Below are 14,478 nucleotides of genomic sequence, written 5' to 3' on the forward strand. Positions count from 1 at the left end.
TTAAAATGATTTTTTGTGTTTCAAAATTGCCACAACTAAAACAGTTTCAAGATCATTCTCAACTTTAAAAACAACTGTGTAACCTTTAAAAACATAATCTCTTATATTCTCGTCTTCAAAATAAATTGATTTTTTGAATAAAAAAGGTTGTTTCAAATCTTTTTGTATCTTTTTTATTAATTCAATTTTAAATTTCCTTGCAGCAACAGGTTTATCTTTTGAAATAAAATCAACTATATCTTTCAAATCATAATTAAATTCAATAGTTAATTTAATCCTCATATTTTGATATTGTTTCTTCTAATAGAATATCTAGCTCCTCAAAAGTAGAATACACCGCAGTTCCATCATTAATTTTATCAATTCTAGACTGAAGCATTCTTTTTTCATCTTCAAAAGTTGGTCTTTCCTGAACAATTTTCAATTCATCCGAAGAAAACGAACTCAATAATTCCAAAATTTTGGCTTTGATGTTGGGTTGAAATTCTAATCTGATAGTTTCCATAATTCGAAATTTAATATTACAAATATATAACATTTTCCATTCGATTTAACTTTTTGCTTTTGGCTAAAAATGGTATATTTGCCAAAAATTTAACAAAAATGAACGAATTACAATCCATTATAGAACAAGCTTGGGAAAACCGTGCTTTGTTGCAAGAAACCAAAACTACTGACGCTATTAGAGCCGTTATCGAATTATTAGACAAAGGAAATTTACGTGTTGCAGAGCCAGTTGGCGAAGGTTGGCAAGTAAACGAATGGGTAAAGAAAGCTGTTGTAATGTATTTCCCAATTCAAAAAATGGAAACTTGGGAAGCTGGAATCTTCGAATACAACGACAAAATGTTGCTAAAAAGAGATTATGCTGAAAAAGGAGTTCGCGTGGTTCCTGGAGCTTCTGCCCGTTATGGTTCATTTATTTCTAGTGGTGTAATTATGATGCCAAGTTACGTAAACATTGGTGCTTATGTTGATGCTGGAACAATGGTGGACACTTGGGCAACTGTTGGTAGCTGTGCGCAAATTGGTAAAGACGTTCACCTTTCTGGCGGAGTTGGAATTGGTGGTGTTTTAGAACCATTGCAAGCTGCACCAGTAATTATTGAAGATGGCGCTTTCATTGGTTCACGTTGTATCATTGTTGAAGGTGTTCACGTAGGTAAAGAAGCCGTTCTTGGAGCAAATGTTTGTTTGACTGCTTCTACAAAAATTATAGATGTTACTGGAGAAACTCCTGTGGAGAGAAAAGGATTTGTTCCTGCTCGTTCGGTGGTAATTCCTGGAAGTTATACTAAAAAATTCGCAGCTGGAGATTACCAAGTGCCTTGTGCCTTGATTATCGGAACTCGTAAACCTTCAACCGATTTGAAAACATCATTAAATAATGCGTTGAGAGAATATGATGTAGCGGTATAATATTTAAATTCTAAATATTTTAAAATCCAAATCCCAATTGTTGAATCAATTGGGATTTTTTTTATTCAGTTGATAGTAAAAAACTATTTTAGATTTGAATCAATGCCAATAGCCGTTTTAACGACTTTGTTTTTCCTTGTATTTTCTCGAATAGCAAAATTTTTACGCCAAGTTTCTTCATTAACATACCCTCGAGCGTGGTCCAAATGAATTACAATGGCACTGTAGCGAATTTGTTTTGATTTCAAACCTTTATTGACAAGTCTTTCCCCTAACTCTCTATCTTGACCACCGTACTGCATTTCTTGATTAAACCCATTTATAAACAACAAATCCTCTTTCCAACCCGAAGCATTATGCCCATTCCAAGTGGCTTTTGTTGGAGTAATGAAGTTAAAAAAACGACTCCAAAAACCTGAGGAATTTAATTTTGCTGTTTTAAAAGACTTTTTCAACCCTTTTTCAATAAGCCATTTTGTATTAAAACAATTTTGCTCCACTATGTCATGCTTAGTAATAGCCATAGATACATTCATAGGCAACATAAAATAGCCTCCAGATAAAAAATAACCTTTTTCTCTATAATTCAAATGAACCGATATAAAATCTTTTCTAGGGATACAATCACCATCTGTAAAAATCAAATAATCAGAATTAGAAGCTAGAATTGCTTTATTTAAAATTTGAGATTTTTGAAATCCAGCATCTTCTTGCCACACATGAATAATTGGAATATCGATTTCTTTTCTCAACTTTTCTAATAACTCTTTAGTTTTAGGACCAGAACCATCATCTGCAATGATAATTTCAAAATCGGTATCAGTTTGTACACTAAAACCCCAAATAACTTTTTCGAGCCATTCCTCAGCATTATAGGTACTCATTATTACTGATGCTTTCATAAATATTGTTTTTTTTTGATGTGAAATAGATTTTTTAATTAAAACAAATCTTTCACATATTTTTTTCTTTTTTGAATTTTTAAGGAATTAATCTTAAATTTAACACTCAAAATAGGCGAAACAAAAATACCAATAAAATTTTGAGAGTTTGTATATTTTAGTACTTTTGACTTAAATAAATTTTAAATGTTTGCACATTATTTAATAACTAGATTCAATCTTCGAAATTCCGAATGGAACTTAACAAAAAACAATGAAACGTTATTAAATGACGAATGGATGGAAGATCGTATGTATCTTTTTGAAAATTTTTGTTTACCATCAGTTGCAGCTCAAACAAATAAGAACTTCACTTGGTTACTCTATTTTGACACAACAACTCCTGAAAAATTCAAAAAAAGAATCGAATTTATTCTATCTAAATATGCAAATTTCAAAGCTTTATTTATAGATGGTATGCCCGAATTTTATCCAAAAATTCAAGAATTTATAGCCAACTCTTCTGTTAATTTTCCCCATATAATTACGTCTCGAATCGATAATGACGATTGTCTGCATAAAAATTTCATAAACGAAATTCAAAATCAATTTAGTTCACAAAACTTTCAGGCTATTGATGTCATCAAAGGTTATACTTTACAGATTGCACCAAACTATATTTTAGGAAAAAAAGAACATCTTTTCAATCCTTTTATTAGCCTAATTGAGCTCAACAAGAATCCGAAAACGGTATGGTTTTCTAATCATGCTCAATGGAAAAAAGAAAATCGAATTACACAAATTACCCATGAACGATTGTGGTTGTCTATAATTCACGCAAAAAACAAAGTCAATCAATTTGATGGTTATGGAGATGTAAAATGGGAAGACATTAAAATAAATTTTGTGGTATCTGAAAACCTTGATACACTAATATCAAAAGAGCAAATTCCTTATTCGCAATGGAAATTTTTAAGTTTTTTAAATAAAATTAAAGTTGATTTTAATTTTTTAAGTAAGAAATTTAAAAAAAATATTGGAATTTACAAGTACAAATAATTTGAAAATATCTTGTTTTATTAGTCAACTAGCTAAAATTTAAATGCTTTTTTCAAACGTTTCTTTTTATCGAAACTCGTTTTAAATTTTTGTGTTTCAAACCACATTTTTTCAAAGATTTCTTTTGGTGTTTTATTTGAATAATGTTTTGAATATTCATCACTCATAACCCTAATCATCTCTTTTTTTGCAGTTAAATGACTCAAATTTTTCATTCTCTTTTCAAAATCCAAAGATTTATCAAAATTCATTCTATTCAAATCAACTAAATAAAAACTGTAATTGCCATTAATTCCATTTTTTATTAAAGTATTTCCTGGCGAATGGTCTAAAAATTCTATGCCTTTTTCGTGTAAATCGAAAGAAAAACGAGTAAACTGTCGTAATATATTTTCGTGATCTGGATAATCCGGTTGTATATCTAACTCTCTAAATGTCAAATCCACCTCAAGATGTTCACTTACATAATAACTATCTTTTAAACCCAACCAACTTGAATTTTCAAAATAAGCAATAGGTTGTGGTGTACCAATTCCTTTTTTCAACAAAGCATTGGCATATTCATAAGATCTTCTGGCCTTTGACTTTCGAAAATATTGATAAACAACTCGATTAAAAAGATGAGGAATTTTAAACGATTTTATGTTAACCGTCAAGTCTTCAAACTCAAAAAGTTTTATGGTATTCCGCTTTCCATCGCCAAAAAGAAGCCCCGAAGTTTTAAAATTTTCAACTATTTGCAACAAACTTGATGCATATTTTTCAAAATGCGAGTCAATTTTTAAAATCATTTCTAATTCAATTTTAGAGAAACAAAGATAAGTCATTCCTATTGTAAAAAATCAAGAATATTTTACTTGTTTTTTTAGAGTTCAAAAACACTGTTTACAGTCAAATGATATGGTAAATACAAAATTATTATTCGTTTCTTTGTACTCCTGATTACGACTATCCAATTCTAAATAAAAAAAATGGAAAATCTTAACGAAGAAATACACAAAGCTTTCGAAATAATACAACAAGGCGGAATTATCCTCTATCCAACCGACACCGTTTGGGGAATTGGTTGCGATGCTACCAATGCTGAAGCCGTGGCAAAAATCTACAAACTCAAACAACGTGATGATTCTAAAAGTATGATTTGCTTGATGAATGGCGAGAAAATGATGTACAACGTCTTCAAAGACATTCCAGAAGTAGCTTGGCAAATTATCGATTTATCCGAAAAACCAACCACACTAATTCTTGACAATCCTAGAAATGTAGCAGCCAATTTAATTCCCACCGATAAAACGCTGGGAATCCGAATTGTGAAAGAACCATTCTGTTTTAAACTAATGGAACGAATGAAAAAACCATTGGTTTCCACCTCGGCCAACATCTCGGGGCTGCCCACTCCTATTGCCTTCAAAGATATTAGCCCCGAAATTATAAAAGGCGTGGACTATGTTGTAAATTTGCACCAAGATAAAATTAACGGAAAGCCATCAACAATCATCAAATTGACAAGCGATTCGCAGGTAAAAGTGATTAGGAAATAGTTTTTTTTTGCCGCAGATTATTTTTTTATTATTTTCGGGAGAATACACTAATTAATAGGGTAGCCACATTTTTTTAACCGCAAATTCGCAAATTATTTTTAGTTTATATGGAAGACGAATATTTATATAAGGATGAAAGTTATAAAATTGTTGGAATACTATTAGAAGTCCATAAACATCTTGGCAAAGGATTTTCTGAAATAGTATATAAAGATGCTATTGAATATGAATTTCAAGAACAAAATATTCCATACCAAAGAGAAAAAGAGTTTTCTGTTAATTACAAAGACACCATTCTAAAGCATAAATTTTACGCAGACTTTGTAGTTTACGATAAAATCATTCTCGAAATAAAAACCGTTGATTGTTTTAACAACAGTCATTATAACCAAAGTATAAATTACTTAAAAGTATCTAAAAACAAATTGGCAATACTTGCTAATTTCAATTTAGTATCTTTAGAATACAATCGAATAATAGATTCTAAAAAATAATTTGCGAATTTGCGGTAAAAACCTTCGTTCACAAAAACGCTAAATTCGTGGCAAATAAAATATGAATTACAAACAAGCCCTAAATAATAAAATATTCGAAGTTATTTCTCAAGCTTCACAAGAACTTAACGTTGATAGTTATGTGATTGGTGGTTTCGTGAGAGATTTACTTCTTGGTCGAGATTTCAAAAAAGACATCGATGTGGTTGCTGTGGGCAGCGGCATTGAACTCGCCTTGAAAGTTTCGGAATTATTGCCCAACAAACCAAAAGTCCAGGTTTTTAAAACTTATGGAACGGCAATGTTGCGTTTTGAAGACACCGAAATCGAATTTGTTGGTGCCAGAAAAGAATCGTACACTCACGACAGTCGAAATCCTGTCGTGGAAAACGGAACTTTGGAAGACGACCAAAATCGTCGGGATTTTACCATCAATGCATTGGCTTTATCGCTAAACGAAAACAATTTTGGTAATTTGTTAGACCCTTTCAACGGATTGGAAGATATGAAAAACAAAAACATCAAAACACCACTCGATCCAGACATAACATTCTCCGACGATCCTTTGCGAATGCTCAGAGGAATTCGTTTTGCGACCCAATTGGGTTTTGAAATTGAAGCAAATTCTTTGAATTCGATTACCAAAAACGCAGAACGAATCAAGATTATTTCTGGTGAAAGAATTGTGGATGAATTGAATAAAATTCTTTCGACCGACAAACCTTCTGTTGGATTTTTACTGTTGTACAAAACTGGCCTTTTAGATATTATTCTTCCCGAATTAACAGCTTTGAATCAAGTAGAAGAAATTGAAGGACAAACGCATAAAAACAACTTTTACCATACGCTGGAAGTAGTTGATAATATTTGTCCCAATACGGACGATGTTTGGTTGCGCTGGGCAGCATTGTTGCACGACATTGGCAAAGCACCCACCAAACGCTTCAACAAAAAACAAGGTTGGACGTTTCACGGGCACGAATTCCTTGGCGGAAAAATGGCCAAGAAAATCTTCGAAAGATTACGAATGCCGTTGAACCATAAAATGAAATTTGTGCAAAAAATGGTGATGATGAGTTCGAGACCTATTGTACTTTCGCAAGATTTGGTAACGGATTCGGCCGTTCGTCGCCTAGTTTTTGATGCCGGCGAAGATGTAGAAAGCTTGATGACTTTGTGCGAAGCCGACATCACTACCAAAAATCCGAACAAATTCAAAAAATACCACCAGAATTTCGAGATTGTCCGCAAGAAAATCGTGGAAGTGGAAGAACGTGACAGCATTCGAAATTTTCAACCGCCCATTTCTGGCGAAGAAATTATGGCTATTTTCAATTTGCAACCTTCTCGTGAAATTGGAATTTTGAAAGAAGCCGTGAAAGAAGCTATTTTAGAAGGCGAAATCCCGAATGAATATCAAGCTGCTTTTGATTTTGTTTTGAAAAGAGGAGCTAAATTAGGATTAAAAAAAATAGATTAAACTTGGCTTTAGATTAACTTTTATTGAAGTTGGAATTCATAAGCTTATCAATAATTTTGCAAAATATTTTTAGAAAGAAATGAAAAATAAAAATAAATCCGTAATAATCTGGCTACTTTCAGGTTGTTTCTTAGTGTTTGTAATGGTTGTGGTTGGCGGGATTACCCGTTTGACTAATTCGGGACTTTCAATGACCGACTGGCATTTGGTAACCGATACTTTCCCTCCTTTGACAGAAGCCAAATGGCAAGAAACATTCGAGCGCTACAAGCAATTTCCGGAATACAAAAAAATAAATATTCACAATAATTTTACACTTGAGGATTATAAATTCATCTATTTCTGGGAATGGTTTCACCGTTTTATCGGAAGAATTATTGGAATGGTATTCCTAATTCCTTTCATCTATTTTCTAATCAAAAAACGGCTTTCATCTGAAACCATCAAAAAATGTGTGGTCCTTCTCGGAATGGGTGCATTGCAAGGTTTTTTAGGTTGGTTTATGGTTCGCAGCGGACTAATTGACAATCCAGATGTGAGCCATTTTAGACTTTCCTTACACCTGACTTTTGCATTTATCACTTTTGCTTACACGCTTTGGGTGGCCTTGGATTTGATTTATCCAGAAAGAAACACTCCTGTTTTACCACTAAGAAATATTGCTCGATATGCTTTGGTTTTTCTGTTAATTCAAATTATTTATGGTGGTTTCGTAGCGGGTTTAAATGCTGGCTTGATTCACAACCATTGGCCATTGATGAGTGATGGGCAGTTTCTTCACGAAAGTGTTCTATTAGAAAAAGATTCTTGGTTATTAAGATTGACCGAAGGCAAAAGTGGCGTTCAGTTTGTTCACCGAACAATGGCATACATTGTAGTGGGAATGATACTCTTTTTAGCTTTTAAAAGTCATAAATTCGACTTAACAAAAGACCAAAAATCAGGAATCACCGCTCTGGTAGTTATGGTGTTTTTACAATTCGGTTTAGGTGTTTTTACTTTGCTATACAGCGTTCCGCTTTGGTTGGGATTGACACATCAAATAATGGCTTTCTTCTTGTTGACGGCTATGACTTATACTTTACATCGCTTGGCGAAATAACGGTTTAAAATAAAATTATGAAAAAACTATTGTTCTTATTCTCCATATTATTCGTATCAAGTCTTTTTGCACAATCAAAAATGAATCCATTGATTGTTGTTGATGCCCAAAAAATAGGTTTTATGGAAGATCATAAAGACCTTATGGAGAAGATGAATCCAAATGACATTTCCTCTTTAACCGTTTATAAAGATTCGCTAGTATGCAAAAAATATGGCTCGAATTCAGGAGTGATTGTCATAACGAACAAAAAATTCATATTGGATACTTTTTATAAAAATAACATCGAAAATTCTCCTTTAAAAGGAAAAATAAAAACACCAGAAGATTTGCTGAGAATTGGAGTTATCAATGACAATCCAAAGAGCAAAAACCAACCTTATGATGAATTGTACAAATACATTTATACTTATAACATTAACGAAAAAATAAAAAAAGTCGCCAAAATCACTTTTATAAATCCAGAAGAATCTATCAAAATAAACTCAGAATGGATTAATGGAGCTATTGAAATTGATGCTGCAATCGAATAATTTTCACTATTTTTACTACTGACTATATTGTCGCATCCTTTTGTTTAACATCTATAAATGTCTAAACTTGCTGCCAAAGATAAATTCTTGGATTTATCCGATTACGGAAGACCTCTTGCAAAACTGTTTGCCAATGGGTTAAAAAATACCCGATTCACACCAATTCACGTCACATTGGCTTTTGGAGTTTGTGGCTTGATTGCCATTTACTGCATTTTACAAAATCACTATTTTTTAGCCAGCTTTTTTATCATCTTGAAATCTATTATTGATGCTGTCGATGGCGAATTAGCCAGAATTAAAAACACGCCTTCTTATGTTGGAAGATACTTGGACAGTGTTTTTGACATTATTCTGAATTTTTTGTTTTTTGGAACAATTTGTTTCGCTTCAAAAACATCATTAGGAATGACACTAATTGCCTTTTTTTGCATTCAATTGCAAGGCACTTTATACAATTATTACTATCTGATTTTAAGACACAATTCAGCAGGAGGCGACAAAACGAGTAAAATTTTTGAAGACCAATCACCTCAAGCATTGCCTGGAGAAACCCAAAAAGCAGTTGATATATTGTTTAAAATTTACACCCTCGTTTACGGTCTTTTTGACAAAATAATTCACGTTTTAGATAGCGATGCTTATAAAGTAAAAACGATCCCAAACTGGTTTATGACCTTCATTTCTTTTTTTGGATTAGGGTTTCAATTGTTAATTATTGCTATTATGCTTTCTTTGGGATGGATAGAAATGATAGTTCCATTTTTCATTTCCTACTCCATTCTAATCTTTGTTTTTATAGGAATAAGAAAGGTATTTATAAAATAAAAAAGAGTAAAAACGAACTTGTTTTTACTCTTTTTATAAATTTAATTGAGATAAATTATTTCTTGGCTTTAATCGAACAACCTATAGCTTTTGTAGTTTCTGGCGAAGGTGTTCTACCGCTTTCTAAAGCTGCAATGGCATTTTCAAGGTATTTTTCCTTTACATCAGCAGCACTATCCACGTTGTCATCAATAGCTCCAATGTATTTTACAATCTGATTTTTATCTAATAAAAACACGTGTGGCGTCTTGGTAGCGCCATATTGTGGATATATTTTTTGACCGTCATCGAATAAATACGGGAAAGCAAACCCTTTTTCTTTGGCTCTAACTTTCATCAATTCATAACTATCAGTAGGCTCTAAAGCGGGATCATTTGGATTAATCGCTAACAAAATATATCCTTTTGACTTGTATTTTTTGGACAAATCATTAATTCGATCTTCATACTTAACGGCAAAAGGACAATGATTGCAAGTAAAAACAACTATAAAGCCTTTTGCGTCTTTGTAATCAGCCATACTATACATCTTTCCGTCAACGGATTTTAATCTAAAATCGGTGGCTTTATCGCCAATTTTGTAGGGTGTTGGTACATCAGTTGCAAAACCTGACACAACAAAAACTGCAGTTAATACTAAAAGTGAAGCTAATTTTTTCATACTAAAAAGTGATTTAATTCGTAAATTTATTTACATATTGATTGAGTTCGGTATAACTAGAAAAGATTTTTTCGGCAAAAAATTGCTGTCCGTTTTTTATAATTAATGTTGCAGGAATAGATCCAGACCACTCTTTATCAACCTGTGGAAGCCAAGAATTATAGTCGGTATCTGTGAGCAAAACAACCTCAGATTTGATGTTTTTTTTCTTCAAAAAAGGCTTCAATTTTGACTCTAATGTATTCTTAAAATCCAAACTTACAAGCACCACTTTTATGTTTTTATTTTCGGAATTTAATTGCTCAAAACGGGGTAATTCTTTCACGCAAGGTCCACACCAAGTGGCCCAAAAATTGACTACATAAATGGTATTTTTATCGCTCAAAATTTCCTTTTTCAAGCTCGAATAATTATCAAAAACGGCTACGTTTTGAGCTTGAATTGTATTCGAAAGTAAAAACAAAAAACTAAAACAAAGTATATATTTCATCCAAAAAAAATTAAGAATTACCAATCAAACGAAGGTACAATCTTAATCTAATTTCACGGGAACGATTAACAAAAAATTATCAGTTGTTGCATTAAAAAAATCAATCTTTACGATTCCGTTTTTCAATTTGAGATTGGCCAATACTTTTCAAAATCCCTACACATGATTTAAATTTTGCAAGAACAAAAGAAGCAATTCCTGTAAAAATAAAAGTAATCAATACAGTCGTTTATAGAAGCTGAATATCTTTCGATTCTTTCAGAAATAAAATTTAGTTTTCGCCCCATCAAAACAACAATTAACACTTAAAAACACCAATAGATTAAATCTATATCAATCATTTAAAACATTAAACACCAGTATTTTTACATACGATTACATCATTTTAAAATTTAAATAAAAAATCACCCAATCCATGCCTTGAAATCTGCCACTTTTTCGCGACTTACAACCACTTCATCTTCTTTATAAGTAGGCAAAATTACTTTTAAACGAGAGTTGCTATAGACCACAATTTCCTTAATTGACTTTAATGGAACGATAAATTTCCGGCTGATTCTATAAAATTGTTTAGGATCTAATTCCTGTTCTAAAACTTCCAAAGTAGATTCAATCAAATAATTTCTGTTGTCGAAAGTGTGAAGATAAGTTCCTTTATTTTCGCTAAAAAAACATTCGATTTCATCAGTAGAAATCACTTTGAGATGCTGCCCTATTTTGACCGTGAACCGCGTTTTGAAATTTTTGTCAAATGGATTTTGGAACATTTTTTTGATTTGTTCGAAATCCAATTGAAGAGTATTTTCCGGCTTGGGCAAACGTATTTTAAATTTAGAAATTGCCACTTCCAAATCGTCTTCGTCGATGGGTTTTAAGAGGTAATCAATCGAGTTTAATTTGAATGCTTTTAACGCATATTCATCATAAGCTGTAGTAAAAATTATGGCACTTTTTATGTCCACTTTTTCAAAAATTTCAAATGACAAACCATCCGATAATTGGATATCCAAAAAGATCAAATCGGGATGTTCATTTTTAGAAAACCATTCGATAGATTCTTCTACTGAATGCAACATCACTCCTACTTCAATTTGGAGCTTTTCGAGTTTGCGTTGCAATAATCTTGCTGCTGGTTTTTCGTCTTCGATAATAATTACATTCATAAATTTGGTTTAAGATTTTTAAAACTGAATACTGTGACGAACACTGGTCACTCCTCTTTATTCCCATTTTTGATTTTTATCTTTATCCATAAACTCTTGGATTTTCTTTTCTTCCCAATTTTGTCCAAAAAAGATAGTGCTACCAAAAACAGATAATCCATGAGCTAGTAAACCAATTCCCCAAAAAAGTGCTGTATTAAAGTTGACCCAAGTCCAAAAATTTTCATTGTCATGAGTACCACCGTAATAGTTTCTGAAAATTATGAATGTGTTTATCAAAACATACACCAATGCGTGAATGTAAAAACTCTTGATTCTTTTCACTCTTTTATAAGCCAAAGCATAACGTTCGTCTGGATTAAAATTTTCTGATTGGTACTCATTAAACATTCTTCTTGATCGTCTCATTTCTATTTTTATTAAATTATTCCCAAGTCTTTTTGGACTGTTCTTCTTTATCCATAAACTCTTTAATCTTTTGTTCTTCCCATTCTTTTCCAAAAAAAGGCATGTAATTAAAGACTTTCATTCCGTGAAAAAGTACTCCTATTCCCCAACCCAGCATTGGCCAAAAAAACCATAAATAAGCTGGCGAAGTGAGCAGATTAATAACCATCAGGCCAATATTAACAATGACATAAGCGATTAAGTTTCCGTAAAATCCCTTGATTTCTTCTACCCTTTTTCTTGCTTTATAATAACGCTCTTCTTCTAGATATTTATTTTCCATTATTTCTAATAATTAAAATTATTTCCAATTTTGTTTGTTTTCCTCTTTTTTCAAGATTTCTTGAATTTTACGTTCTTCCCAATTAGAACTGTATCCAAAAACCTTGAAAGCGTGCATCAAAAGTCCGAATCCCCAACCTGCAGCTGAAAACCAAAACCATTGGAAATGCGGAGAAAACTTTAAATTGATAAAAATTAAAAAAGGAATCACACAGCAGTATGAAATTAAATTCCCATAAAATCCTTTGAGTTCTTCCACTCTTTTTTTAGCTCTATAATAAGCTGTATTTTCGCTGTAACTTGTTGCTATTTCCATAATGGCTATTTGTTTGGTTAAAACTGGTATTTTGACCGTAAACGTCTGCTCGTTCTGTTCAATTAATACCTTTCGATTGGTAATAATTCCGTATCGATTGATGATGTTTTGCAAGCCTACACCTTGTCTGTCTTGCAAGACTTCCTTCTTTTGATAATCATTTTGAATGGCTAGATAATCTCCCTCCAAAAAAATGCGAATGTGCAAGGGTCGTTGTTCGCTAACCACATTGTGTTTTACAGTATTTTCTAATAAAAGCTGTAATGAAAGTGGAACTACCTTGGCTTCCAGATTTGGAATAGTTGCTGGCAATTCATAAAACAAGCTATTCTCGAAGCGCATTTTCAACAAGTTCATATAGGTTTTGGCGAAAGCTAACTCCTCTCCTATAGAAACCAATTCCTTATCTTTTTGCTCCAAAACATAACGGTAAATCTTGGACAAAGAAGTCGTAAATCGCTGCGCATTCTCGGGATTTTCTTCAATCAAGGAACTCAAAACATTCAAACTATTAAATAGAAAATGCGGATCTATTTGGTTTTTCAGACTTTCAAATTTAGCATTTGCCGTTCCTGCAATGATTTTTTGTTCTTTGACTTTGTTCTCTTGATACCCTTTGTAGAGATAAACAAAATGGACTATCAGCAACACCACAAAAGTAAAAATCGAAGCCACGATATAATCGGAAGCACTCTCGTTGGCAATAAAAGCAAGAAAAGATTGTTTTTCTATTAGGATGTTAATGAAAAGTCTCAACAAAAAAATCACGAAAAGCGACAGAAAAAAAGAAGAAACAAAACCGATGATTATTCTTCTTTTCGAAAAACGTTCGTTGCTAAAAATTTTATCCAAAAACAAAAACAAATAAGTATTAGCCAAATGCAATACAAAACTATAAAGCATTGTATATAAAAACATTACAACCCATTTATCGTCAAGAGCAATGCTATTTCCATTAAAAAATCGAATAAGATTTAGTACTCCAAAAATAGTCAAGCCAATAAAAAATGCTTTTGGTAATTCTTTAACGTAATCGTTTTTCATTATCAGAATTCTTTAATTTCAATCACTAAATTATTTACAATTTTTCAGAGCTGCTTCCGCTCTTTCCAATCCCCATTTTGGAGAGAATGCTGTTTCTGGCTTAAAAGTAGCAAAAAGTCCAATAGCTTTTTCAATTTGAACACACATAGGTTTGGTATCTTTTCCCCAAAATTTAGCTCCTCCAATTTCAAATTCGGCTTTTCCGAAAACAACTCTTGGGTTTTCTGGAGCAATAGCTTCTGCTTTGGCATACAATCCCATTACAGTTCCAGACAATTTTTGTCCGTTGGTCATTGGGTCATAAGCAATCCAAGCCGTGTGAATCATGGCTTGCATCACCAAAAGTTCTGGATTGTTGGGTGCTTTTATTAATTCAACGTCTAAAGCGTTTTGTGCTTTGGTCAATAACAAATTGATTTGTTCCTTGTCTTTTGTGCCAAAAGCAGTTGTTGTATTTACCAAAGCCACATAATAATTAGGCAACCAAGATGTTTTTTCGGCAGCCGCAATTCTTTCGAATAGAGCCGATGCTTCGGTGTTTTTTCCTTCGCCCCAAAGTTGGAACGCTTTTCCCATTCCTTGCTCAAACTGTCCTTGAGCCGACACTAAACTGGTAATAAAAAATACGATGGCGATAATAATTTTTGTCATAATTTCTAAATTTTAATTGATTATTTATTTCTTGAACAAATTTATGTTGGTTATAAGGGTTTTGAAATTTACTTTGACTGAACTGTT

General features: G+C 32.4%; 19 protein-coding genes. 8 read left to right on the forward strand and 11 right to left on the reverse strand.

What is annotated here, in order from left to right; translation table 11 throughout:
* On the reverse strand, positions 1–282 hold the full coding sequence (locus C3L50_RS10250; RefSeq protein ID WP_103806081.1) for a type II toxin-antitoxin system RelE/ParE family toxin: 282 nt from the start codon (positions 280–282) through the stop codon (positions 1–3).
* The gene (locus C3L50_RS10255; RefSeq protein ID WP_103806082.1) at positions 272–505 is read right to left on the reverse strand and encodes a hypothetical protein; all 234 of its coding nucleotides are present in this window, start codon (positions 503–505) and stop codon (positions 272–274) included. The genes C3L50_RS10250 and C3L50_RS10255 overlap by 11 nt, the downstream gene beginning before the upstream one ends.
* Positions 506–603: 98 nt before the next feature.
* Between C3L50_RS10255 and C3L50_RS10260 the strand changes: the two genes are divergently transcribed.
* Positions 604–1,419: a 2,3,4,5-tetrahydropyridine-2,6-dicarboxylate N-succinyltransferase gene (locus C3L50_RS10260; protein ID WP_103806207.1), complete on the forward strand. Its 816-nt coding sequence runs from the start codon at positions 604–606 to the stop codon at positions 1,417–1,419.
* Positions 1,420–1,502: 83 nt separating this feature from the next.
* On the opposite strand, the gene C3L50_RS10265 is transcribed toward C3L50_RS10260, so the two are convergent.
* Positions 1,503–2,321, reverse strand: coding sequence for a glycosyltransferase family 2 protein (locus C3L50_RS10265; RefSeq protein ID WP_103806083.1), 819 nt, complete (start codon positions 2,319–2,321; stop codon positions 1,503–1,505).
* Positions 2,322–2,507: 186 nt separating this feature from the next.
* Between C3L50_RS10265 and C3L50_RS10270 the strand changes: the two genes are divergently transcribed.
* Positions 2,508–3,359, forward strand: a complete 852-nt coding sequence (locus C3L50_RS10270; RefSeq protein WP_103806084.1) for a glycosyltransferase — start codon at positions 2,508–2,510, stop codon at positions 3,357–3,359.
* A 32-nt stretch (positions 3,360–3,391) separates the two neighbouring features.
* Here the strand turns inward: C3L50_RS10270 and C3L50_RS10275 are convergent, their stop codons facing one another.
* A complete protein-coding gene (locus tag C3L50_RS10275) occupies positions 3,392–4,150 on the reverse strand; it encodes a lipopolysaccharide kinase InaA family protein (RefSeq protein WP_103806208.1) in 759 nt (252 codons plus the stop codon).
* Positions 4,151–4,330: 180 nt separating this feature from the next.
* Here C3L50_RS10275 and C3L50_RS10280 point away from each other — a divergent pair, with 180 nt between their 5' ends.
* The 6 genes from C3L50_RS10280 to C3L50_RS10305 all read left to right on the forward strand — a co-directional run bounded on the left by C3L50_RS10280 (position 4,331) and on the right by C3L50_RS10305 (position 9,337).
* Complete coding sequence (locus C3L50_RS10280) at positions 4,331–4,900, forward strand: L-threonylcarbamoyladenylate synthase (protein WP_103806085.1); 570 nt, start codon at positions 4,331–4,333, stop codon at positions 4,898–4,900.
* A 107-nt stretch (positions 4,901–5,007) separates the two neighbouring features.
* Positions 5,008–5,394 (forward strand): GxxExxY protein, encoded by a 387-nt coding sequence (locus tag C3L50_RS10285; protein ID WP_103806086.1) that lies wholly within the window; start codon positions 5,008–5,010, stop codon positions 5,392–5,394.
* 61 nt (positions 5,395–5,455) lie between these two features.
* Positions 5,456–6,874: a CCA tRNA nucleotidyltransferase gene (locus tag C3L50_RS10290; protein WP_103806087.1), complete on the forward strand. Its 1,419-nt coding sequence runs from the start codon at positions 5,456–5,458 to the stop codon at positions 6,872–6,874.
* Positions 6,875–6,953: 79 nt separating this feature from the next.
* Positions 6,954–7,976, forward strand: a complete 1,023-nt coding sequence (locus C3L50_RS10295) for a COX15/CtaA family protein (RefSeq protein WP_103806088.1) — start codon at positions 6,954–6,956, stop codon at positions 7,974–7,976.
* 17 nt (positions 7,977–7,993) lie between these two features.
* Positions 7,994–8,509, forward strand: coding sequence for a hypothetical protein (locus tag C3L50_RS10300; protein WP_133158873.1), 516 nt, complete (start codon positions 7,994–7,996; stop codon positions 8,507–8,509).
* A gap of 57 nt (positions 8,510–8,566) precedes the next feature.
* Positions 8,567–9,337: a CDP-alcohol phosphatidyltransferase family protein gene (locus tag C3L50_RS10305; RefSeq protein WP_103806090.1), complete on the forward strand. Its 771-nt coding sequence runs from the start codon at positions 8,567–8,569 to the stop codon at positions 9,335–9,337.
* Positions 9,338–9,392: 55 nt separating this feature from the next.
* Here the strand turns inward: C3L50_RS10305 and C3L50_RS10310 are convergent, their stop codons facing one another.
* The 7 genes from C3L50_RS10310 to C3L50_RS10340 form a co-directional block, all read right to left on the reverse strand.
* Entirely contained in the window at positions 9,393–9,998 is a 606-nt protein-coding gene (locus C3L50_RS10310) for a thioredoxin family protein (RefSeq protein ID WP_103806091.1), read from the reverse strand.
* Positions 9,999–10,011: 13 nt separating this feature from the next.
* Positions 10,012–10,488 carry a TlpA disulfide reductase family protein gene (locus C3L50_RS10315; protein WP_103806092.1) on the reverse strand — a complete coding sequence of 159 codons (477 nt, stop codon included), beginning with the start codon at positions 10,486–10,488 and terminating at the stop codon, positions 10,012–10,014.
* 404 nt (positions 10,489–10,892) lie between these two features.
* Positions 10,893–11,651 (reverse strand): LytR/AlgR family response regulator transcription factor, encoded by a 759-nt coding sequence (locus C3L50_RS10320; RefSeq protein WP_103806093.1) that lies wholly within the window; start codon positions 11,649–11,651, stop codon positions 10,893–10,895.
* A 57-nt stretch (positions 11,652–11,708) separates the two neighbouring features.
* Complete coding sequence (locus tag C3L50_RS10325; RefSeq protein ID WP_103806094.1) at positions 11,709–12,059, reverse strand: 2TM domain-containing protein; 351 nt, start codon at positions 12,057–12,059, stop codon at positions 11,709–11,711.
* A 16-nt stretch (positions 12,060–12,075) separates the two neighbouring features.
* The gene (locus tag C3L50_RS10330) at positions 12,076–12,381 is read right to left on the reverse strand and encodes a 2TM domain-containing protein (protein ID WP_103806095.1); all 306 of its coding nucleotides are present in this window, start codon (positions 12,379–12,381) and stop codon (positions 12,076–12,078) included.
* A gap of 18 nt (positions 12,382–12,399) precedes the next feature.
* Entirely contained in the window at positions 12,400–13,740 is a 1,341-nt protein-coding gene (locus C3L50_RS10335; RefSeq protein WP_165784000.1) for a histidine kinase, read from the reverse strand.
* Between the two features lie 30 nt (positions 13,741–13,770).
* Complete coding sequence (locus C3L50_RS10340) at positions 13,771–14,391, reverse strand: hypothetical protein (protein ID WP_103806096.1); 621 nt, start codon at positions 14,389–14,391, stop codon at positions 13,771–13,773.
* Positions 14,392–14,478: the final 87 nt, after the last annotated feature.

The organism is Flavobacterium alvei (assembly GCF_002920895.1).
GTDB classification, from domain to species: domain Bacteria; phylum Bacteroidota; class Bacteroidia; order Flavobacteriales; family Flavobacteriaceae; genus Flavobacterium; species Flavobacterium alvei.